The organism is Agrobacterium sp. AGB01, from assembly GCF_014851585.1.
Taxonomy (GTDB): Bacteria; Pseudomonadota; Alphaproteobacteria; order Rhizobiales; family Rhizobiaceae; genus Agrobacterium.
The window spans coordinates 246,876-268,809 of the sequence record NZ_JACVAB010000007.1 but is presented as its reverse complement, the minus strand read 5'-3'; the positions used below and the strand labels follow the sequence as shown (position 1 = coordinate 268,809).

At 55.1% G+C, this 21,934-nt stretch carries 21 protein-coding genes; 8 read left to right on the top strand and 13 right to left on the bottom strand.

Annotation, left to right across the window (positions count from 1 at the left end):
- Positions 1-7 precede the first annotated feature (7 nt).
- From IB237_RS22060 to IB237_RS22030, 7 genes are all read right to left on the bottom strand, one after another.
- Positions 8-1,072, bottom strand: coding sequence for an Ldh family oxidoreductase (locus IB237_RS22060; protein ID WP_192490874.1), 1,065 nt, complete (start codon positions 1,070-1,072; stop codon positions 8-10).
- Positions 1,069-1,863, bottom strand: a complete 795-nt coding sequence (locus tag IB237_RS22055) for an ABC transporter ATP-binding protein (protein ID WP_192490873.1) — start codon at positions 1,861-1,863, stop codon at positions 1,069-1,071. The genes IB237_RS22060 and IB237_RS22055 overlap by 4 nt, the downstream gene beginning before the upstream one ends.
- Entirely contained in the window at positions 1,860-2,741 is an 882-nt protein-coding gene (locus tag IB237_RS22050; RefSeq protein WP_210324068.1) for an ABC transporter ATP-binding protein, read from the bottom strand. The genes IB237_RS22055 and IB237_RS22050 overlap by 4 nt, the downstream gene beginning before the upstream one ends.
- On the bottom strand, positions 2,716-3,552 hold the full coding sequence (locus IB237_RS22045) for an ABC transporter permease (protein ID WP_246788200.1): 837 nt from the start codon (positions 3,550-3,552) through the stop codon (positions 2,716-2,718). Before IB237_RS22045 ends, IB237_RS22050 begins: the two co-directional genes overlap by 26 nt.
- 83 nt (positions 3,553-3,635) lie before the next feature.
- Positions 3,636-4,667 (bottom strand): ABC transporter permease, encoded by a 1,032-nt coding sequence (locus IB237_RS22040; protein ID WP_192490870.1) that lies wholly within the window; start codon positions 4,665-4,667, stop codon positions 3,636-3,638.
- A gap of 84 nt (positions 4,668-4,751) precedes the next feature.
- A complete protein-coding gene (locus tag IB237_RS22035) occupies positions 4,752-6,356 on the bottom strand; it encodes an ABC transporter substrate-binding protein (RefSeq protein WP_192490869.1) in 1,605 nt (534 codons plus the stop codon).
- 47 nt (positions 6,357-6,403) lie between these two features.
- The gene (locus IB237_RS22030; protein WP_192490868.1) at positions 6,404-7,552 is read right to left on the bottom strand and encodes a mandelate racemase family protein; all 1,149 of its coding nucleotides are present in this window, start codon (positions 7,550-7,552) and stop codon (positions 6,404-6,406) included.
- Positions 7,553-8,003: 451 nt separating this feature from the next.
- Between IB237_RS22030 and IB237_RS22025 the strand changes: the two genes are divergently transcribed.
- Both IB237_RS22025 and IB237_RS22020 read left to right on the top strand, forming a co-directional pair.
- Positions 8,004-8,759 carry a FadR/GntR family transcriptional regulator gene (locus IB237_RS22025; protein WP_192490867.1) on the top strand — a complete coding sequence of 252 codons (756 nt, stop codon included), beginning with the start codon at positions 8,004-8,006 and terminating at the stop codon, positions 8,757-8,759.
- Between the two features lie 221 nt (positions 8,760-8,980).
- On the top strand, positions 8,981-9,466 hold the full coding sequence (locus tag IB237_RS22020; RefSeq protein WP_192490866.1) for a hypothetical protein: 486 nt from the start codon (positions 8,981-8,983) through the stop codon (positions 9,464-9,466).
- A gap of 99 nt (positions 9,467-9,565) precedes the next feature.
- On the opposite strand, the gene IB237_RS22015 is transcribed toward IB237_RS22020, so the two are convergent.
- The 5 genes from IB237_RS22015 to IB237_RS21995 all read right to left on the bottom strand — a co-directional run bounded on the left by IB237_RS22015 (position 9,566) and on the right by IB237_RS21995 (position 15,068).
- Positions 9,566-9,784 carry a DUF6500 family protein gene (locus IB237_RS22015; RefSeq protein ID WP_192490865.1) on the bottom strand — a complete coding sequence of 73 codons (219 nt, stop codon included), beginning with the start codon at positions 9,782-9,784 and terminating at the stop codon, positions 9,566-9,568.
- A 41-nt stretch (positions 9,785-9,825) separates the two neighbouring features.
- Positions 9,826-10,914: a DNA polymerase IV gene (gene dinB, locus IB237_RS22010; protein WP_192490864.1), complete on the bottom strand. Its 1,089-nt coding sequence runs from the start codon at positions 10,912-10,914 to the stop codon at positions 9,826-9,828.
- Between the two features lie 12 nt (positions 10,915-10,926).
- The gene (locus IB237_RS22005) at positions 10,927-12,996 is read right to left on the bottom strand and encodes an ATP-dependent helicase (RefSeq protein ID WP_192490863.1); all 2,070 of its coding nucleotides are present in this window, start codon (positions 12,994-12,996) and stop codon (positions 10,927-10,929) included.
- A gap of 247 nt (positions 12,997-13,243) precedes the next feature.
- The gene (locus tag IB237_RS22000; RefSeq protein WP_192490862.1) at positions 13,244-14,470 is read right to left on the bottom strand and encodes a PQQ-dependent sugar dehydrogenase; all 1,227 of its coding nucleotides are present in this window, start codon (positions 14,468-14,470) and stop codon (positions 13,244-13,246) included.
- Positions 14,471-14,618: 148 nt separating this feature from the next.
- A complete protein-coding gene (locus tag IB237_RS21995) occupies positions 14,619-15,068 on the bottom strand; it encodes a hypothetical protein (RefSeq protein WP_192490861.1) in 450 nt (149 codons plus the stop codon).
- Between the two features lie 207 nt (positions 15,069-15,275).
- On the opposite strand from IB237_RS21995, the gene IB237_RS21990 reads away from it, so the two are divergent.
- Together IB237_RS21990 and IB237_RS21985 are read left to right on the top strand one after the other, a co-directional pair.
- Positions 15,276-15,992 carry a Crp/Fnr family transcriptional regulator gene (locus IB237_RS21990; protein WP_192490860.1) on the top strand — a complete coding sequence of 239 codons (717 nt, stop codon included), beginning with the start codon at positions 15,276-15,278 and terminating at the stop codon, positions 15,990-15,992.
- 52 nt (positions 15,993-16,044) lie between these two features.
- On the top strand, positions 16,045-16,290 hold the full coding sequence (locus IB237_RS21985) for a hypothetical protein (protein WP_192490859.1): 246 nt from the start codon (positions 16,045-16,047) through the stop codon (positions 16,288-16,290).
- 4 nt (positions 16,291-16,294) lie between these two features.
- Here the strand turns inward: IB237_RS21985 and IB237_RS21980 are convergent, their stop codons facing one another.
- Positions 16,295-16,936 carry a Crp/Fnr family transcriptional regulator gene (locus IB237_RS21980; protein WP_371815379.1) on the bottom strand — a complete coding sequence of 214 codons (642 nt, stop codon included), beginning with the start codon at positions 16,934-16,936 and terminating at the stop codon, positions 16,295-16,297.
- 174 nt (positions 16,937-17,110) lie between these two features.
- On the opposite strand from IB237_RS21980, the gene IB237_RS21975 reads away from it, so the two are divergent.
- The 4 genes from IB237_RS21975 (at position 17,111) to IB237_RS21960 (ending at position 21,858) form a co-directional block, all read left to right on the top strand.
- Positions 17,111-17,557: a response regulator gene (locus IB237_RS21975; RefSeq protein WP_192490857.1), complete on the top strand. Its 447-nt coding sequence runs from the start codon at positions 17,111-17,113 to the stop codon at positions 17,555-17,557.
- 179 nt (positions 17,558-17,736) lie between these two features.
- Entirely contained in the window at positions 17,737-18,396 is a 660-nt protein-coding gene (locus tag IB237_RS21970) for an ABC transporter ATP-binding protein (RefSeq protein ID WP_192490856.1), read from the top strand.
- Positions 18,393-20,801 carry an ABC transporter permease gene (locus IB237_RS21965; protein WP_192490855.1) on the top strand — a complete coding sequence of 803 codons (2,409 nt, stop codon included), beginning with the start codon at positions 18,393-18,395 and terminating at the stop codon, positions 20,799-20,801. Before IB237_RS21970 ends, IB237_RS21965 begins: the two co-directional genes overlap by 4 nt.
- Positions 20,791-21,858 carry a lipocalin-like domain-containing protein gene (locus IB237_RS21960; protein WP_192490854.1) on the top strand — a complete coding sequence of 356 codons (1,068 nt, stop codon included), beginning with the start codon at positions 20,791-20,793 and terminating at the stop codon, positions 21,856-21,858. The genes IB237_RS21965 and IB237_RS21960 overlap by 11 nt, the downstream gene beginning before the upstream one ends.
- The last annotated feature ends 76 nt before the right edge of the window (positions 21,859-21,934 follow it).

Here is a 21,934-nt window from a genome sequence, read left to right as displayed (position 1 = left end):
TAGGTCGTCATGAGACCAACACGGGCATGTCTATTTTCAACTTCACCGCCCACTCTTCCAGTTTCTGGTAGATCGGCGCAATCAACGGCACCCCCTGCGACAGGCGTCTGGCGCGGTTGTTCAGTGCCCTGTCCCCGGGCAATCTTACGGCCCTGCCAGGATCAGCCGGTTTGTTGGCCCTGATATTGCGCGCGAGATGGCCAAGTTCCGTTTCTAGCGCCGAGCGCCCGCCAAAAATCTCTGGATCAAAAACCTGCAGAAACACATTGGCCTGCCAGCCTTGCGGACCGGTGTGACGACCGTTGCCAGAAAGACCGTGGGTTAACGCCTCGACCACTATGCCAAGCCCTGTGCCTTTGTGACCAGAGGCCATACCGCCCAGCGGCAGGATTGAGCCCGGCGGATCGGTAAAGCGCACAGCGGGGTCGCGACTGGCGTGACCAGCATTGTCAGCCAGCCATTCTTCGCCGAAAAGCCGGTTTTCCTCCGACAGACGCCGGACCATGCCATTGGTGGTCGTTGAGGTGCTGACGTCAACCAGGATTGCACCTTCGGTGCCTGGGAAACCCCAAGCGAGTGGATTGGTCGACAGCAGCGGGGCCGTACCGCCGAATGGCAACACACAGGCCTCCGTTGGGTCCGAAACGGTGATCATCGCAACCATGCCCTGTTCAACGACTGGTCGCAAATAGGCAACAAGACTTGCCGTGTGATGGCTTCTTGCAATGGCAAGCGTGAACGTGCCGTTTTCATGAGCGCGCTTAACGCCCTGCCTGAAACCTTCCGTCAGCAACCATGGGCCGGGCAGAAAACATCCGTCCCACAACATGGCGGCAGGACAATCCCTGAGGACTTCGGGCTGTCCCGAACGGGCCATGCCGCCGTTTTCCAAGGCTGAAAGATAGGCAGGCAGTAGGGCCAAGCCGTGCGTGTCGTGCCCCATCAAGTCACCCTCAACGAGCACTTCTGCAACCGTTGGCGCCATGCTGGAGGCAAGGCCCGCAGCACACAATGCGGATGTGGCAAAATCGCGCAAACCAGCGGCGTCATGAAGACTGGTTTTCTCCATCATGTCGCCTCTACCCTCACACGCCCGTGGGTCAGATCATCGGCCATAGCACGGTCGTAACTGCGGCTGGCCTCATAAAGGGTGCGGGTATAATCCTGTTGCGCATCACCCGACATCAGTTGGCTGACCGGCAAAATTTCCTCGATCCGGCCGCCCTGCATAACCGCAAGCCGGTCGCAGAGATGGGCGATGACCGACAGATCATGGCTAACCATGATGTAGGTCAGACCACGTTCCTTGCGGACATCCGACAGCAGGTTGAGGATTTCTGCCTGCACTGATACGTCAAGGGCGGAAGTCGGTTCGTCAAGAAGAAGCACCGATGGTTCAAGGATTAGCGCACGGGCGATGGCAACGCGTTGCCTTTGGCCGCCAGACAACTGGTGTGGATAGCGATACCGTGCCGCAAGCGGTAAACCGACTTGCTCAAGGATTGTGTTCACACGCCGGTTGATATCACCAATGCCGTGTATCTTCAGTGGAGAAGAAAGAGTGCTATCAATCGTGTGCCGCGGGTGCAGGGAGCCATAGGGATCCTGAAACACCATCTGAATTTGCCGATAATGGCTCTTTTGGATTTTTCCGCCAATCGGATGGCCGTTCACATCGATCTTGCCGGTCCAGTGTGTGTAAAGACCTGCAATGCAGCGCAGCACAGTCGATTTTCCCGAACCGCTTTCACCCACCAGTCCGAATATCTCACCCTTCGGCACATCAAAATTCACGTCGAACAGTACCTGATGGTCGTCATGCCCCGCGCCGAAGGAAAGGTTCAGTTCTTCAACCCTGATCATGGATGTTGCTCCTTTTGTGCAAGCCATGCCGGATCACGTCGCAAGACAGGCAATGCCGGTCGACGTGTTTCCAGTGACGGCAGGGAATCCAGCAGGCCACGGCTGTAGGGATGTTGGACTTTGTCGAGGTCCTTGGCGGCAATGGTTTCCATGACCTGGCCGCCATACATGATGACAACCCGGTCGCAGAACGATCGCACGAGGTTGAGGTCATGGCTGATGAAAATCAGGCCCATGCCGCGCTTGCGCACGAGATCATCAAGAATGGCCAGAATTTGTAGTCTGACAGTCACATCGAGCGCCGACGTCGGTTCATCGGCGATAATCACGTCAGGATCCGAAATCAACATCATGGCAATCATGATGCGTTGACCCATGCCCCCGGACACCTGATGCGGGTAGAGGCCATAGACCCGTTCGGGTGAACGAATTTGTACCGCTTCGAGCATCTCAAGGGCATTTTTTTTGGCCTCATGGCGGCCGACCTTGTGATGCGCACGATAGGCCTCTGCAATCTGCTCACCGACGGTGATGACCGGGTTGAGCGAGAACTTCGGATCTTGCAGGATCATTGAGATGCGTGCGCCGCGGATTTGGCGCATTTCGCGCGGGCTTGCGCTGAGAATATCTGTGCCACGGAAACGCAGTGCCTTGGCCTCGACAACTGCGTTTGGTGACAACAATCCCAGCAGGGCGCGCCCAACTGTTGATTTTCCCGAACCGCTCTCACCGACAATCGCAAGTTTTTCGCGTCCAAGTGTGAAGGACAGGCCGCGCACGGCGGTCATGTCACCAGCCCGTAGCCGGAACTTCACCCAAAGATCTTCAACTTCTATCAGGGGTGCGGCATCTTCATTTACGTTTGGGATCGAGGACATCACGCAGGCCATCTCCAAAAAGGTTGAAAGCGAGACTGACGATCATGATCGCAAGTCCGGGGAAGGTGATGACCCACCAGCTGTCGAGCATATATTGCCGACCGGTTGAGGTCATGGCACCCCACTCAGGGGCCGGAGGTTGGGCACCGAGGCCGAGAAAACCGAGGCCGGCTGCAGTCAGGATTACGGACGCCATCGCAAGTGTCTGGCGCACGATGACAGATGGCAGGCACATCGGCAGAATAGAGCCGAATATGATGCGCAGGTCACTCGCGCCTTGAAGCCTCATGGCCGCAATGTAGTCGGCATCCCGCACAGTCATGGTTTCGGCGCGTGCGAGGCGAGCGATGCTGGGCCAGCCTGTAAGGGCAATAGCCAACACGGCCTGTTCCAGACCCGGTCCGAGCACAGCTACGAAGGCCAGTGTCAGGATCAAGCTGGGAAATGCGAGAAACAGGTCCGTAATACGCATCACAACCAGATCAACGATGCCACCGAAGTAACCGGAGACAGCGCCAACGATCAGGCCGATCGGGGCAACCGTGATGGTCACCAGCGCCACAATGTAGAGGGTGACGCGCGAACCATAGACGATGCGGCTCCAGATATCGCGACCGTATTCATCCGTCCCGAACCAGTTTGCCAGGGATGGTGGCTGCAGAGCGGTGCGAAGATTTTGTATGGTTGGATCATGGGTGGCAATCAGCGGCGCAAATATTGCCATAAAGACCAGCAGCGTGATGATGGCGAGACCGATGAGCGCAAGCCGGTTTCCAAGCAATTCCAGACAGCCCAAGGCCAAACGCTGCATCAGCGCTTCGCGGGGGGACTTTGCGTCACGTATAAGAAACGGCCGTTCCGGCGACGTGGTGCCTTTGAGAGGGATGATGTCGCTCATCGCGTCGTCCTCGGATCAAATATCTTGTAGAGAAAATCGGTGAACATATTCAGGGTGATAAAGATCACACCGACCAGCAAAACACAGACCATAATGGCGTTCATATCACCCAGTAACAGGTTGTTGGTCAGGTACTGGCCAAAGCCTGGCCATGCAAAGATCGTTTCGATCAGCAATGCACCTTCGAGCATCGATCCATAGGCCAGTGCCACCACAGTCAGAAGCTGCACTCGGATGTTGCGGAAGGCATGGCCCCAGACAACCCTTGAAGGCGAAAGGCCTTTTACCTGCGCGGTGATAATGTATTCCTGCCCCAACTGATCGAGCATGAAGCTGCGGGTGAGCCGGCATAAGGATGCCATGGAGGCATAACCAAGGATCGATGCGGGAAGGATAATGTGCCTTATTGCGCTCCAGAACACGTCCCATTCACCAGCAACGGCAGAATCAATCAGGATAATGCCGGTGACCGGTTGAACAAGATCATCATAGTAGCTGGCGACACGACCCGATCCGCCGACCACGCCAAGCCAGGCATAAAAGATCAACAACCCGACCATGCCCAACCAGAAAATCGGCACCGAATGGCCGAGGAGCGTGATGACACGAATGAAGTGATCAACCAGTGTATTGCGCTTGACGGCGGCAAGAACGCCAAGGGGAATGCCGATACCTGCTCCGATCAGCAGCGCCAGGCTGCCAAGTTCAATCGTCGCAGGGAACACCCTGAGGATGTCGTCGCGGACTTGGTTCCCGGTCAGTAGGGCGGTACCAAAGTCCCCGGTGATAATACGGCCGATATAAAGGCGGAACTGTTCCCAGATGGGTTGGTCCAGTCCCAGACGTCTGGTCATCGCCTCATAGGTCTGGGAATCCGCATCCGGACCAACCAGTCGTGACACGATATCGACCGGCATGACCTGGCCGAGAACGAAGGTCAGTGTCACCAGCAGAAAAAGAGTGACGATGACCGAGGAAAGCAGCTGGACGATACCGTCCGCACGCCTTGGCAGCAATTTACGAAACATGGAAATTTCCCGAGTTTGTCCGGCGGAACGTCCTTGTTCCGCCGGTCTTCTGGGTGGTTGCGAGCAGATGCCCCCAAGAAATACCTAGCGGTCCTTTTCGAGGTTGCGGTATCGCGTCGTCTGGTAGGGATGGGCGATGTAATTCTTCAGGTCTGCCTGATAAACAACCGTGTCGTAGCTCTGGGAGATGACCTGGATGGATGGCACCAGCTCCTCATAGAGCGTCTGGATCTTTTCATAGCTAGCGCGCTGTTTTTCCGCGTCCGGTTCGATCAGCGCTGCGTCCAGCAACTCGTTGATCTCCTTGGATTGGAAAGAGGTTCGCCATGCCTGGAGCGTATAGAGCTTGGCTTCGTCGGTGTTGTTTGGGTTGTAAACAAGCGACAGCAGGCTGGTGTATGGATGCGAGCCGTTGCGATCACCGCCGCGGCCAACAACCATTTCAAACTTGCGATCACGCATGGCCCCGTATGTCTGGTCGCCATTGCCAGTGATGATCTCGGCTGTGATGCCGCCTTGTGCGAGTGACGCCTGAATGGCAGTTGCCACATTTACAAAAGGCGAGTCTGCCAAAACCCGGATCGTTGTCTTGAAGCCGTTTGGATAACCTGCGGCGGCAAGCTGCTCCTTGGCGAATGCCGCGTCGAGCTTGTAGCCGGGATCAGGCAAACTACCGGGCAGGCCGGGAGATAGCGGACGCTGATGCAATTTGCCGTAGAAGGGCAGGATTGTTTCGTTGATGCCCTCGTAATCGATCAGATGGCGTAATGCCAGGCGAACCCGCTGATCCTTAAATTTCTCGTCCTTCATGCTGACGGCGAGATAATAGACGTTACCACTTGGTACTTCGGCGGTGGCCAGCTTTTCATCGGTCTGCAATGCTTTGACGTCGGCGACAGACATGCCCATCGCAATGTCGATATCATCGCGCTGCAGCGCCAGACGCTGTGACTGGCTTTCTGGCATATGGCGGTAGATGATGCGGCGCATCTTCGCGGGCCCGGACCAATGGTCGTCGACCCGCTGCAGCACGACGGTGTCATTGGCCTGCCAGCGCACCAGTTTAAATGGCCCCGAGCCTGCACTGTTGGTCGTCAGCCAGGCTTGACCGAAGTCACCATTTTTCTCGTGCTCCATGGCAAGTTTACTGTCGATGACCATGCCTATGCCGGAACCGGCGATGACGCCAAGGATCAGGTCCGGATCGCTTGCTTTAGGCAATCGGACAACGACCGTATGGTCGTCAGGCGCGGTGATCATTTCCGCAATGTTCTTCTCGTTGTAGCCGAAGACACGAATGTTGGAGCCACCGATGCCAAGAGCAAATGCACGGGTCACCGACCACACGAAGTCTTTGGCACTCAAAGGATTTCCGGAGTGGAATTTAACGTCGTCACGCAATTTGAAAGTGATCGTGTCGCGGGCGTCGTTTACCTCCCAGCTGGACGCAAGGCGTGGGTGAAACACACCTTTTTCGACCGGATCTGTCTCGAGGAGACTGTCATAGATGTTGCTGTTGACCTCTGTCGATTCCCGGCCGCTCATTGCAGAGGGGTCGAGCGACAACATGTTGACCAGACTAACGCCAACGATCAGCTGGTCCGGTGGCGTTTCTGCCAGAGCGGGCGTGCCTGCGCATGCGAGTAACGCTACAAGGCTGGCGGATTTGAGAAATGTTCCTATACGCATCGAATACCTTCCTCCTCAAAGGCATAGTTGCAGATGGATTATGTATTTCAGGGAATCTGATGGTCCCGGATGTAGTCGAAGTTGATATCGTCACCGATCCCCGGGATATCAGGGGCATGCACATAGCCCTCTTCATCCATCGGGTCGCAGATGGTGTTGAGATAAAGGGCAGGAACCTCATAATCGAGGAACGGGTGCAGCAGTCCACGTTCGTAATATGTGCAGTTCGGCACGGTCATGCAGAGCGACAGATTGGCAGCGCCGTTTCCGTGAAGCTCGCAATCCAGCCCGTGGGATTCCGCAAGGTGCGCAACCTTGATCATTGGGGTGATGCCACCCGCATTCAGCACGCCACACCGCATGATGTCGCTTGCATCATTGCGGATCCATTCTGCTCTGGTGTGATGTTTCCCCGGCGCGGATTCCGGTCCGATAACCGGTATAGACAGGTTTTGTGACAGCCAGCGATAGGATGACATGCTGGTTTCATCCATGGGTTCCTCAAACCAAAGGAAGTCCAATTCTTCCAATGCTTTGCCAATTTTCAAAGCGTTGCTACGGCTGTACCAGTGATATCCATCCAGCATCAAAGCGATATCGGGGCCAACGGCATCGCGCACGGCAGCACAGGCTGCGATATCGAGCTTCACGTTAGGCGCACCCTTTGCCGGCGGCATCCAAGTATGAAGCTTGATGGCTTTGTAACCGCGCGCGACCAGAGTTTTGGCGAAACGGCCATAGTCCTCCGGCGTCGACAGGCCGCCTTCCAGCTCATCTCCACACATGATTGAGCCATAGGCCAGGATCTTGTTGCGATAGGTTCCAATCAACCGGTGCATTGGCAGGCCCAAGGCACGTCCGGCCAGATCCCACAGAGCCTGATCGACGGCGCCGATGGACCGGTCGGCCAGATGCCCACCCGACCCCCGTTGCTGATGTTCGATCCGCTGCCAGAGACGTTCGCGTGCCATCGGGTCTTCGCCGATAAGCATGGGGCGGAAATATTTATCGACGATACCGGGACGTAGGGCGTCCGGGCTTTGAAACGCGTAACCTTCGGACCCGTCGTCTGCCCGGACGGTAAGCATTGCTTGCGTGGCATCCTTTTCTGGCCCGGGATGGGAATGCCCGTGGCTGTCCTGATGCTTGCGGGTCTTGTGCACAAACTTCGTCACAATGACGTCGGTGATCTTCATGAAATGCCTCCTCAGTCATCGCCTCATGCGTTCTCTTCCTCCAGAGCGCGTCAGTCAGATGACGGGATGTTTTTATTCGAAAAAGAGAATGGGCGTCAATAGTTGTGTGATGACTTATCGCAAAAAAGTACGTGTTTTATAAATTTGTCTGTTTTTCAACCGCAGGCATTACGTTGGATATGCTTTTCTATAGATGCGAGATGTAAATTTTGAATTTAAACTATTTACATCAGTGGATTATGGTCGTTTTTGTGCGAGGTAAATTAAAATAGGTTCAGAAATATCGAACTTAAACGTCATACAAGTTATCAATATGTTGCCCGAGGTTTGCGTGTATTTCGCGATTTGTGAGATTGGTTATTGTATCCTGGATAAAATTTTCGAACACTTGACATACAAGTGAATGTTGGCAAAGGTTGTTCAACACGGTTCCTAACGGAGAGGACATTCTTTGGGGCTTGAGCGCCAGACACACGGTCGGAAAAAAGGTGGGACACTTGCTTTCCATTTAAGCGGTGAACTGCGTCAGCAAATCCGTGATGGTATGTTTCGCGCCGGGGACAAGTTGCCGAGTGAAACCCAACTGACGGAGGCCCATGGGGTTAGTCGCACAGTCGTGCGCGAAGCGATCGCCTCTCTTCGTGCCGACGGGCTTGTTGAGGCCAGGCAGGGGGCAGGGGTGTTTATCCTGACATCCAGCCCGATTGATCCGGCAACGCCCCGCCTTCAGGACATGGACCACAACCGGATTTCCTCCGTACTGGAGATGCTTGAAATCCGTGTTGCGGTTGAATCCGAAGCGGCTGCCCTTGCTGCCTTGAGACGTTCGCCGCAACAGGAAGAACATATTATCGAATGTCATCACGCCCACATGAGGCAGATACAGGCCGGTCTACCAACCGCTGAGGCGGAATATGCGCTGCATCTTGCTGTGGCAAAGGCTGCCAATTCTCCCAAATTTGTGGCCTTCATGACACTGATCGGCGAAGCCCTGGTGCCGAGAATTATCTTGAACAAAAGAAGCGAGGCCGGCGAAACTGAATATCTAGCGCAATTGCACGAGGAACATGGCCGGATTGTCGATGCCATTTCGGCGGGCGATGAACATGCAGCGCGTGAAGCAATGCGTGCGCACCTGAATGGAAGTCAGGCCCGTTACCGTTTGTTACAACGACAAAACAGCGACATCACGACCAAGTCGGGATAAACGTCTGCCGTGTGTACGTGGCATTTGGACGTTGTTACAGCGGCGCAGGCGGACCGAAATTGTCACCGCGCATTGTACCTCGCGCCCGGTATTCTGGTGGAACTCAAGTTTTGATACTTCTTAGAATAGAGTTCCCCTATGGTGAGCTATCGTGATTCCATCTCCGGGCGTGATGGCATTTCAGTAGGCCTGCGTTCCGGGCCGAGTTTACAGGACCGCATATGAAACGCAGTTTGCTGACGATTTTTGTTGCCCTCTTTCCCTTGACCGCCAGCGCCAACTGTATGCCTCCTTGGCAGACGCTGTTTGCCTGTAACATCAAAGGTTCAGAGGCCAGGGCAGAGTTTTGCGAAATTGCAGATCAGGAAAGCCACAAGAGCCTCAAAAGCCACTACTACACCTATGTTGTGGGAACGAAGCCGGCAGAGCTTTATTTTGAAGCGGACGGTTATTATTTCTCCACCAAAGATACGATCGCTGGTCATCCTAGCGACCTGACCATGGGGGTCGGTCTCGCCAACAAGAACTACGTCTACTCGTTTTTTGTCACTGAAGATAAGGACGATGACGGACCTGTCCGTGATGCCGAAATCCGCGTTTACAAGTCGATAGACGCATTTAGCAACGATACAAAAAACAACGAACAGCTACGGCTGCAGTGCGATCCCGCTTCGGTCATTGCGAACAAGGACAACATTCGTCCCTAATCGATGTTGTATGCTTTGATGTAACGCGGACGACCACCCGGTAGTCAGGGCGATCTGTCGTTCGAACTCCTCACCCTGCGGAATGTAAATTACGCGGTTTTACTGGCCGGATTTTATCATCTCGCGAACCTTCAGCGCCTTTTCAAAATGATTGAGCCTATGGGTCTTGATCCACCACTCGGCGGCTTCCATCAGTAGGTCGGGGTCATCGTTTTGGTTGGCAAAAAAGGCATAGAAAGAAATGCCGACGGCATCGCCTTTCTTTGCGATCTTGTCGTCACAAATGGCAATGGCTTTTGTTCTGAGACTTGTGCGCATTGGTATGCCTGAATACTTGAGAGATTTTTATTGTCGACGTATCAGATCGCCAGATCCAGTTGATGTTCGTGGGCCGCAGATGTTTCTCCGAGATTGGAGAGTGTGACACCAAGTAACCTTACAGGTTTGCGAAAGGGAAATGCGCTGGCCAGCAATTGAGCGGCGTTTTCGACCAGTTCGGCTTCACGATCGAAAAAATGCGAAACTGTCCGGCTGCGGGTGATCTGCTGAAAATCAGAATATTTGACCTTAACCGTCACCGTTTTTCCGGAATATCCATTTGCCTCGCAATGGCGCCAGATTTTCGCGACAAGCGGCACCAGTTCGGACTTTGCCAGATCAAGCTCTACGATATCTTCAATGAAGGTATCTTCGGCGCCGACCGATTTCCGTTCTCGATCCGGCTGTACCTGACGGTTATCGATACCGCGCGAAATGCCATAGAAATACGGGCCTGACTTACCGAAATGCTGGGCCAGAAACTCCAGCGATTTCGCTTTGAGATCGGCCCCCGTTTCAATGCCAAGCCGGTGCATCTTTTCTGCGGTTGCAGGGCCGACGCCGTGAAACTTCTTGACGGCCAATCCCTCGACAAAAGCCGCACCGTTTTTCGGCGTAATGACTGCTTGTCCGTTCGGCTTGTTGAGATCAGAGGCCATCTTGGCGAGAAACTTGTTGTAGGAAATGCCGGCAGAGGCGTTAAGCCCGGTCACAGCCTTGATTTTTCCCCTGATTTCCAGGGCAATCTCAGTCGCAACCGGCATATCTCTCAGGTTTTCGGTCACGTCAAGATAGGCTTCATCCAGCGACAAAGGCTCGATGACCGGTGTATATTCGGCAAAAATCTCGCGAATTTGCCGGGACACCGCGCGGTAAATCTCAAACCGTGGTTTCACAAATATCAGTTGGGGGCATTTGCGCGCTGCGGTAACTGAAGGCATGGCCGAGCGAACGCCAAATTCTCTTGCCTCGTAACTTGCCGCAGCCACCACCCCACGTGCTGCGGCTCCACCAACGGCAACGGGTTTGCCCCTTAGCTCGGGATTGTCGCGCTGTTCCACCGAGGCATAGAACGCATCCATGTCCACGTGAATGATCTTGCGGATCGGACGGGGGCTCTCGTCAGGCATGGCTGGTCACCGTCACTTCCACATGGAGCGCATCCGCGCACCGACATCCATGCGTATCTGGGTGGCACTACGCTCGCTGGCGTTAGGGCTTATCTTCGGCCAGCTTGTTGACTCGAAGAATTGCAGCAATGTCGCGGGAATGAAGCGGGTGCGCGAGGCGTAGACGTGACGGTCACCTTGCGTGTTTTGTCCATGGGTAAAAAAGCGTTGCGGGGTAATGAGCGAAAGGCTGTCACGCGCCCGGGTCATTCCAACGTAGAGCAAACGTCGCTCTTCTTCGATCTCGGCCGTCGTGCCAACCCCGAGGTCAGAAGGAATGCAGCCATCAACCACATTGAGCATAAAAACAGAGCGCCATTCCTGACCCTTGGAAGAATGGATGGTCGACAGGATCAGGTAATCCTCATCAAGCAACGGAACCCCAGCCTGATCACTGGTCGCGTCAGGAGGGTCAAGGGTCAGTTCAGTCAGAAATCTTTCCCGGTTGGCATAACCTGCTGCGATCTGCTCAAGCTGGATGAGATCGGCCTTGCGCGTGTCAGCATCCTCGTGAATGCGATCAAGATAGGGCTCGTACCACAGGCGAGCCAGGCCAATCTCGGCAGGCCAGCTCGCCCCCATCTTCCTCAGGCCTACCATAAGAGTGATAAACTTTGCCCAGTCTTCACCACTCTTGGGTGGAGGCGGAATCTCCGCGAGCGAGATCAGCGGCTCCGGTTCTGCCGTTATAGTGTCGAGGATTTTACCTGCCGTTTGTGGGCCAATACCCGGTAACATCTGAAGCAGTCTGAAACCGGCCACGCGGTCACGCGGGTTCTGGGCAAAACGCAGTACGGCCAGCAGGTCCTTGACATGAGCACTGTCGAGAAACTTCAACCCGCCAAATTTTACGAAGGGAATATTGCGCCTGGTCAACTCAACTTCCAAAGCACCACTGTGGTTGGATGAACGGAAAAGCACGGCTTGCTGTTTGAGCGATATACCGATCTCGCGATTGGCAAGGACCTGTTCGACAATATAGGCGGCCTGGTCCGTTTCATCTTTTACGGTGACCAGCATTGGCCGCTGTTCGGACACACGGTCGGTCCACAGGTTCTTGGTAAAGCGCTCACGGGCAAGATCAATCACACCATTGGCGGCGGCGAGGATCGGCTGCGTCGAGCGGTAATTCCTGTCGAGAGTAATCACGTCAGCTGGCTGCGGCGAAAATTCCTTCGGAAAATCGAGAATGTTGCGAATGGTAGCGGCGCGAAAGGAATAGATCGACTGTGCGTCATCGCCAACCACCGTCAGGCCCTGACCATTTGGTTTGAGCGACCTGAGAATGGATGCCTGCAGACGGTTGGTGTCCTGATATTCGTCGACCAGAATATGGTCGAAACGATTGCCGATATCTGCTGCCAGCTCTGTATCGGACACCATCTGGGCCCAGTAGAGAAGCAGGTCGTCGTAGTCGAGAACATTCTGCGCCTGTTTGGCCTCGACATAGGCGCCGAACAATTCCTTCAGTTCATTTTCCCATTCCGTGACCCACGGCCATGAGGTTTTCAGCGCTTCGGCAATCGAACATTCCGAATTCACCACGCGGGAATAGATGGCAAGGCACGTTCCCTTGGTCGGAAACCGGTCCCGGGTTTTGGAAAAACCGAGATCATGCCGGACGATATTCATCAGATCGGCGCTATCTTCGCGATCATGAATGGTGAAATCGACGTTCAGTCCGATCTGTTCGGCATAGATCCGCAAAAGCCGTGCGCCGATGCCGTGGAATGTGCCCGCCCACGCAAGTGCATCGGTCATGACGGCGGAATTTTCGCCCAGAACCTGCCGACAAATGCGCTGGACGCGCCGGGTCATTTCTGAAGCTGCCCGTCTGGAGAACGTCATCAGCAAAATTCGGCGGGGATCGGCGCCATTGACGATGAGATGTGTGACGCGATGCGCAAGCGTATTGGTCTTGCCAGAACCAGCACCGGCAATAATCAGCAGTGGTCCGCCGACTTGCCCATCCACTGCGCCGACGCCATGCACGACAGCACTTCGTTGCTGGTCATTGAGTTTTTCCAGATAGGTCGCCGTCATTTGTTGCCTGTAAATGCTCTCATTTCGCGCTGCTACATAGTCCGTCACGCCATTGCTGTGATGGCGTTCAGGCCCGGACGATTCCGAACGCCCGTAAATGTTGGCGTCTGCATAACACAAAAGGAACAAAAAAGGAACATGCTGGCGTACAATGCCGGTGGATGTATTATGCACCGCGCGAGCCGCGTAGCAGTTGCGCGCAGTGCTTTGATATGGCGGGCGGCGGTTAAACAGCCCGCAGTTTTATTCAGGTTGCATTGGTGATTTTGATGATTGTCGAGTTTCCACCACCGCGTTCTTCGGTCACTGCAAAAACGGAACCGTCAGGTGCAACTTTCACATCACGGATACGTGCTTCGAGATCGAGCCGTCCTTCATGTGATACACGATCACCATCCATATGGACCGCGACGATGCCCTGGCTGACAAGTCCGCCAATCAGAAACGCGCCTTTCCATTCCGGGATCAGGTCATGATCATAATAGGCCATGCCGGAGGGCGCGATAACGGGGTCCCAGTAATAGACCGGCTGCTCGGTACCTTGCTGTGAGGTAATACCATCTCCCACTGCGCGACCGCTGTATTCAATGCCGTAGGTTACCTCTGGCCAACCGTAATTTTTCCCGGCTTCCGGTCGATTGAGTTCATCGCCGCCCTTGGGACCGTGTTCGACCAGCCACAGACGTCCCTGCCCATCGAGGGCTGCTGCCTGAACATTGCGGTGTCCCAAGCTCCAGATCTCATCTAGCGCGCCATCCGTGGCGATGAATGGATTGCCTTCAATTGCCTTGCCTGATGTGTCGATGCGGAAAACCTTGCCAAAACCGCTTGCCAGATCCTGCGCACCAGTGCGCACTTCCGCGTCTGAACGCTCTCCGACCGTCACATACAACTCACCCTGCGGTCCAAATACCAGGCGTGAACCGAAATGCTTGTCACCGTCGTAACTCGGTGTCTGCTGGAATATGGTCGTTACACCTTCGAGTTTTGCACCACCATCGACCTCGACCAATTTTGCTGTGGCCACGGAAGTGCCGTTGCCATCTTGGCGGGGTTCTGAAAACGAGAAATAGATCATGCCGGATGTCTCAAAGTCCGGTGCGAGCGCAACGTCCAGCAGGCCGCCCTGACCAGCAGAGGCTACTTCCGGAACGCCTTCAATAGGCTCGCTGACGGCACTGCCATCTTGCGAGACAATGTGCATGGCACCTTCCTTTGCGGTGACCAGCATGCGGCCATCCGGCAGGAACTCCATTGCCCACAGGTGTGGCAAGTCCTTGGCAATAACCTTCATTTCGACACGTGGCTGGTTTTCAGGCAACGGTGCCCGCGTCTGGTTTTCAAACGCCGGCGCCTGCTGCGGCGCATTTGCTTTTCCTGTTTCTGCGGTGTTGCTGTCTTGGGCCGAAACGGGAACCGCAATGAGGCTGCATGCAAGCATCGTGGTGGCGAGAATGTAGTTTTTACTGAACATCGACAGTTGGCTCCCTTGAGTGCTGGCGGGGCAGATTGATGCCACGCTTCGTTTCAGGAACACATGCGGGCTAAATTTGTTGCAACACACCAGTTCAACAAAAATTTATCGCCGCGAGAGGTGACTGCCAGCCATTTCAGGTAGGGCGTTAACGGCCTCTGACAGATCCCCACAGAAACCCGGCCGCTGCCGCCATTGATACCCACAATAAGGGTTGAGCGCGCACCTTCTCCTCAATCGTTTCCACCTGGTCGCGAACTTCCGCTTTCGCCAATCTGGCAGATGATGTGCCGACAGAACGAATGGCGTCGGAAAGTTTCGTAATCTCGCTGCTGAGCTCTCGCAGTTCCTGACGTGTAGCGTCGTCGTCACGGGCGGCGGTTCCGGATGTTATGAGGGCAGCGCTGTTTTCAAGCTTCTCTGCGGCGTCAACATCGGTCCGTCCCGAAGGCACGGAGGTTTGCGTTATCGACAAAGGATCGGATGCGGGAAACGTATCTTCAATCGCGTTCTGCAGGTCGTCATTTGCGCTCTTGTCTTTGACGGCAGCCTGCTCCTTGCGGAGCGACTGAACGGCAGGCGATACTGGATTTTTCATGATTTTTCTCCTGAGCTAGTTCTTTTAAATCATCAAGAGGGCTCAGATGTTCCGTGCGAGCCAATAAATTTGGTTGGTAAGCAAGACGGCAAGTCGGGTTGCTGAACAGATTACCTGCGTATAAGCTTTCCGTAGTCGTTTGCAGGGTGTTCGAAGGCGCAGACGATGAGGGGTGCCAACTCTTGCCTCAAGACGGAAGCGAACGTCATGGTGTCAGCCAATCAGGATTCCATTCGGAACAAACTACTATCCATTCTTCCGCCCGACGATTTTTCGTTGATTGCAAAGCACCTGGAATATGTCGACTTGCCTCGTGGCACAGTTCTCGCCCGGGTGGGTGAACCGATCGACCATGTATACTTTCTGGCGTCGGGCATAGGCTCGCTCGTGACTACGACGCCTGATGGAAACAGTGCAGAGGCAGGAATTTTCGGCTTTGAAGGGTATGTGCCAACAACTGCCATTGCCGAAGTGGAAACCAGTTCGCACGATGTAACGATGCAGCTTTCCGGCGATGCATATCGCGTTGACTACAAAAACTTCCGCGCTGCTATGGAAAATACTAGCTTTTCAAAGATTGTTATTCGGTCAATCGAGGCTTTTTCAGTCCAACTTGCTCAGACAGCAGTTTCCAACGCTGTCCACGAGGTCAATGAGCGGCTCGCACGCTGGCTTTTGATGTGCCACGACCGTGTGACGGGAAACGAGATCGCACTGACCCATGAGTTTATTGCCCGAATGCTGGCTGTACGTAGACCAAGCGTCACCACCTCACTTCACGTGTTGGAAGGTAACGGTTTTCTCAAATCACAACGTGGCATGATTACAATAAGGAACAGGGCTGCGCTTGAAGAGTTTGCACATGACGCTTACGGAAAGCCGGAGGCAGAGTACCGGCGTCTTATGAAGGACCTTTTCCCATGAACGTTGCAAACGAAGCCAAACATGACAACGCCCTCAGACTGATGTTGTCGATATGAGCCGATATTTCTTTCACTTACGCCGTGACGGAGAAATCGTTTCCGATGTCGAGGGCGATGACTTTTCGAATGATGATGCTGCTCGCGTGAGTGCCATTGGTGCGGTCCGAGAAATGGTTGCTGCACTCATCAAGAGCGGGCGCGTGGTGGCTGATGAATATGTGGATGTATCGGATGACGCTGGCAAACTTCTGTTCAGCGTATCCTTCCACGACGTTGTGCAAAATCATTTGAAAAAATAACTGATCAAAACGGACCGATCAGTCGACGATACTCCGCTTCTGGTTCGCCATAGGCACCCCCGGCAAATTCCTCAAGTCCCTTGCGATCACGGATCGTCACCCTGCCGCGCTCTGCCACAACAAGCTTCATGCCTTCCAGAACATGGAACGCGTTGGTGATACTGGGTCGTCTAACCGCCAGCATCAGGGAAACGAAGTCGTGGGTGAGGCTTATTTCATCGTCGTCCAGCCGATCGTGGCACATCAGTAACCATCGGGCCAGGCGTTGGTCGACCTGATAATTGGCGTTGCAGAGGGCCGTGTATGATATTTGTGCGGCAAATGTCTGGATGAATCTTGCTAGCAGGTTTGCAAAGATCGGATTGGCCGACAGCTTGTCATTCACCGCGTCGATCGGCATGCGGTAGGCTTCGCCCGACACCTGCATTAGCACCTCGTGAACACTGATGGTTCCGCCCACGCCTGCCGAAGTCGGGCAAAACCCCTCGCGCCCGACCATGCCGGCTTCGGACCTTTGACCATCCTTGGATGCGGTGACCACCGACCCGATGCCACTGCAAAGAAAATAGACATACTCGATGGTGCCATTGGCACTCGCGATGACTTCGCCCTTCGGGAGGTCAACCGGCGTCAACGCATCGGTCACACTTGCGAATTCATGGGGAGGCAAAAGAGCTAGGAGTCGACTGCGAGAGGCGGGGTGGTCCGAAACGTTCATGGCACTCGTTGACGGGCGTGAGTCCGAACCCACAGCCGTTAAGCCCTGAGCTATTTCAAACGGTTGGTGATTCTATAGCATTCCGGAAATTCCACGGATTTTATGTACGCTGGCATACCTTCCACCTATGCGCGTCAGAAACTGCTAAGCTGCGGTTTCTTGCAAGGAGAAGTTACACTGGTAACGCGTATATATGACACCGTTCTGGTGCTGGACGACCAGCCGCTCATCGCCCTTGAGGTCGAAGATTTGCTCACGAGCGCCGGTTTTTCAAACGTTGTCACCTTTACCTCATGTGCCGAAGCGCAAGATTGGCTGAACACCAACACACCACAGCTGGCGGTTATAGAGACACGTCTGCGTGACGGTGCCTCGGACGAGGTCGCTGGAATCCTCTCATCCCGCAATGTCCCCATCATTGTGCATTCTGCTGATGATGCGCAGGTTGATACCGCTGCGGAAATTACGTGGGCGAGCCGTTTCTGGATCAACAAACCATGCTTGCCGGATGCCTTTTTGAAGGCAGTTCAGGATTGTCGCGTCGCCTAGCAGACGGTCCTTTATTCGTCATTCCCCACCAAATCAACGCCATTTCCCTCCCATGGGGTGATCAATGGGTGGTATCGTTTGGCCTGTGGAATTATAGATGACGCACGCCGCGTCGCAAACTGGCGACGTCGGCAGCGACGCGCGGGTGGCTCCACCTGATATTCCTTAGTGAGACTGCCATGATCCTTTCGCTTTCTGATATCACCAAATCATACCCGTCGGCCGAAGGGCAAATCCCGGTCTTGAAAGGTGTGACGCTTGATCTGGCAAAAGGCGAGAGCCTTGCGCTGACGGGTGAATCCGGTAGCGGCAAAAGCACGCTTCTGCACCTGGCAGGCGGGTTGGACAAGCCAGATAGCGGCACTATCACTGTCAACGGGCGCGACATCACCAATCTCGATGATGCCGGTCGTGCAGACTTTCGCAGGCGCGATGTCGGGGTCATCTTCCAGCAGTTCAATCTCATTCCAAGTCTGGATGTGAAAGCCAATATCTCGTTTCACGCCAAGCTCGCGGATCGTTTTGATCCGGTGTGGGAAACGCAACTCGTTGAAGAACTTGGCATTGGTCAGCTTCTTCATCGCTACCCCGAACAGCTTTCTGGTGGCCAACAGCAAAGGGTGGCGATCGGGCGGACGCTGGCGGCCAGACCGTCGCTTATTTTTGCAGATGAACCGACCGGCAATCTGGACGAAGCCACGGCTGATATCGTGCTCGATATCATGTTGCGACTGACCAAATCGGCGGATATTGCCCTTCTTCTGGTCACGCATTCCAACAGACTGGCCGACAAGCTGGACCGGCGGATTACTCTGAGTGGCGGAAGGGTTGTCACATGAGGATGATTGCCTTCTGGGCGCTGCTGTCCCATTGGCGTTACAGACCACTGCAGTTGACAACACTCATTCTGGGGGTGGCGCTTGCAACCGCGCTGTGGTCTGGCGTGCAGGCAATCAATGCGGAGGCGAGGGCAAGTTACGGACGTGCTGCTGCCGTCTTCGACCAGAATGCTCTCGATCAATTGGTGCCGCGAAACGGAAGCACTATCGCCACCGAGACATATGCAAAATTGCGCCGCTTGGGCTGGTCTGCTTCACCGGTTATCGAGGGTGACTACAGGTTTGGTCAGACGCGCATCCGGCTGATTGGCATCGATCCACTGAGCATGCCCTTGCAAGCACAGATTACCCCAGTTTCAAGCGCCGCGGGTCTTACCGAATTTGTCCGTTCGCCCGGTCAGTTGATCGTGTCGGCTGCGACTGCCGCACGCCTGACCGATACCGCCGGTCTATCGGTCAAAATAGAGGCGGATCTTCCCGATGGCGCAGCTTTTGTTGACATTAGTGTTGCCGACCGGCTGCTGAACCGCAATGGCGAATTGAGCAGGATCGTGATCTCGCCTGACCAGAAAGCAGGGCTTGAAGCCATCACAATGATAGCACCGGACCTGATGGTGCGCGATGCCGGCGGGCGACCTGACGTTGCCCAGCTGACCGACAGTTTTCATCTTAATCTGACAGCATTCGGTTTTCTGGCATTCGTAGTCGGCCTTTTCATTGTCTACTCAGCGACAGGCCTGTCTTTTGAGCAACGCCGCGCGACCTTCAGAACATTGCGGTCGCTTGGAGTATCGCTGCGCTCGCTCACGACAATGCTTGCCATCGAAACCATTGCCTTTGCCCTTCTCGCAGGTGTGCTGGGCGTCGTGCTGGGTTACCTCGTAGCGTCTGCTCTCCTGCCTGGTGTCGCGGCGACATTGCGCGGTCTCTACGGGGCAAGTGTCGCAGGCGGACTTTCGATCAGACCGCAATGGTGGTTGGCAGGGCTGGCCATGGCGTTGGCTGGCACGGCCTTGTCGTCGGTGCAACATCTGCTGCATGTCTGGAAAATGCCGATACTAGCGGCTGCCCAACAAAGAGCCTGGGCGCGCGTGTCAACCAAAATGCTGATGGTTCAGTCAGGTGTTGGCGTTGCCTTGCTGTTTGTCTCTGCCATTATCGCGGTCGCTGGCGAGGGGCTTTACTCCGGTTTTGCCGTGCTCGGGGCGCTGCTGCTTGGTGCAGCCCTTATTTTGCCAGCCCTGTTGTCACTGGTGATGGCTGCTGGACAATACATGTCCCGACAGGTTCTCATGCAATGGTTCTGGGCTGACACGCGCCAGCAATTGCCAGGTCTTTCCCTGGCACTGATGGCGCTGCTTCTGGCACTTTCGGCCAATGTCGGTGTCGGCACAATGGTGTCCAGTTTTCGGCAGACCTTCTTGGGCTGGCTGGATCAGCGTCTTGCCGCAGAGGTGTATGTTACAGCGCGCAATGAGGCGGAAGCCGAGAGGCTACGTGGCTGGCTGCCCGGACATGTCACGGCCATTCTGCCGATCTGGAGCACGGAAGGTGAGGTGCTTGGCAGGCACATACAGATTTCAGGCGTTGCAGATGATGCCACCTACCGCGACCACTGGCCCTTGATTGCTCGCTCCACCTCGACCTGGGACGAGATTGCCAGTGGACAAGGCGCGCTTGTCAATGAGCAGCTTTGGCGAACCGGCAAGGCAAACCTTGGTGAACGGATTAACCTGCCCGGTGGCTGGTCCGCAGAGATTGTTGGCGTGTTCTCTGACTACGGCAATCCAAGTGGCCAGGTCATGATCGGGCTCGACGCACTTGTCCGGCATTATCCTGATGTGGCGAAACTTCGGTATGGTTTGCGTATGGACCCGCAACAGGTGCCGGAATTCAGAAAAAAGCTGTCAGAAGAGTTTGGCCTGCCAGAGAGCAACGTCATCGATCAGGCCGCCCTGAAACGGCAGTCGACGGAGATCTTTGAGCAGACATTTGCGGTAACCGGCGCGCTTAACATTCTCACGCTCGCGGTCGCCGGCTTTGCAATGTTTTCCAGCCTGCTGACATTGTCAGCACTTCGACTGCCGCAGCTTGCTCCCGTATGGGCGATGGGGCTTCGCCGCCGTGATCTCGCGCTACTCGAAATCGTCCGAACGATCGCCTTGTGGCTGGCGACCTTTGTCGCGGCGGTTCCCGTCGGAGTTGCGCTTGCGTGGGTTTTGCTTGCAATCGTCAATGTCGAGGCTTTTGGCTGGAGGTTGCCCCTGATCCTGTTTCCATTCGACTGGCTGAAGCTCGGCGTTGTTGCGCTGCTGGCGGCTTTGATTTCGGTTCTGATCCCGGTGCGACGACTGGCCACAACCGATCCTGCCGATCTACTGAGGGTGTTTGCCAATGAACGTTAAAGCGGGTTTTTTTATCGTCTTCGCATTGATCACGGCTGCACCGGTCGCCGCTGTTGCGCAAGGTTTCGCCGGGCTCGGTTCAAATGCCGAGGGGTTTACCGTGCCGCAAAAAGGCGTGGCGTTGCAGTTTCCACATGACCACGCTGCGCATCCCGATTTCAGGATCGAATGGTGGTATGTCACGGCCAATCTGGAGACGGTCGATGGTCGTCCGCTCGGTGCTCAATGGACATTGTTCCGTTCGGCACTTGCCCCGCAAGAGCGGGCAGGCTGGTCTGATCCCCAAATATGGATAGGTCACGCGGCCATTACGACCGCAACCAGCCATCATGTCACCGAAAAATTTGGCCGAGGTGGTGTAGGGCAGGCGGGAGTAGCGGCTGAGCCATTTGCAGCGTGGATTGATGATTGGCAGATGAAGAGTATCCTGACTGCCGGGCAGGACGGTCTGGATGGCGTATCGCTCAAGGCCAGTGGGAAGGATTTTTCCTATGATCTGACACTGAAAGCGCAAGGGCCGCTGATACTTCAAGGTGACCACGGGTATTCGGTAAAATCACTGGCTGGGCAGGCAAGCTATTATTATTCGCAGCCGTTCTACGCCGTCACCGGTCGGGTGGAGCTTGACGGGCAATCTGTCGAAGTGAAGGGAAAGGCCTGGCTTGACCGTGAATGGTCATCGCAGCCGCTTGCTGCCGACCAGACCGGATGGGACTGGTTTTCCCTGCATCTGGATAGCGGGGAAAAAGTCATGGCCTTCAGGCTGCGCGACAGCGGTGAAGGTTACACATCCGCAAACTGGATCAGCGCTGACGGCACACCGTCGCCGCTCGCGTCCGGCGATGTGTCTTTCGAACCGCTGAGATCTGCGGATGTCAACGGCAAGTCGATCCCCGTGGAGTGGCGGATGCGAATACCAAGTCGTGGTCTAGACATCACTACCAAGGCGCTCAACGATCAGGCATGGATGGCGACATCAACGCCTTATTGGGAGGGTCCGATCACGTTTGAAGGCAGTGCGTCGGGTCGCGGATATCTTGAAATGACAGGATATTAAGCGTCTTGCATTTTTCTCTTCTGGAATACGGAACAACTCGGTTTCGACGGGGTTGGAGGTAATAATAAGGGAGGAA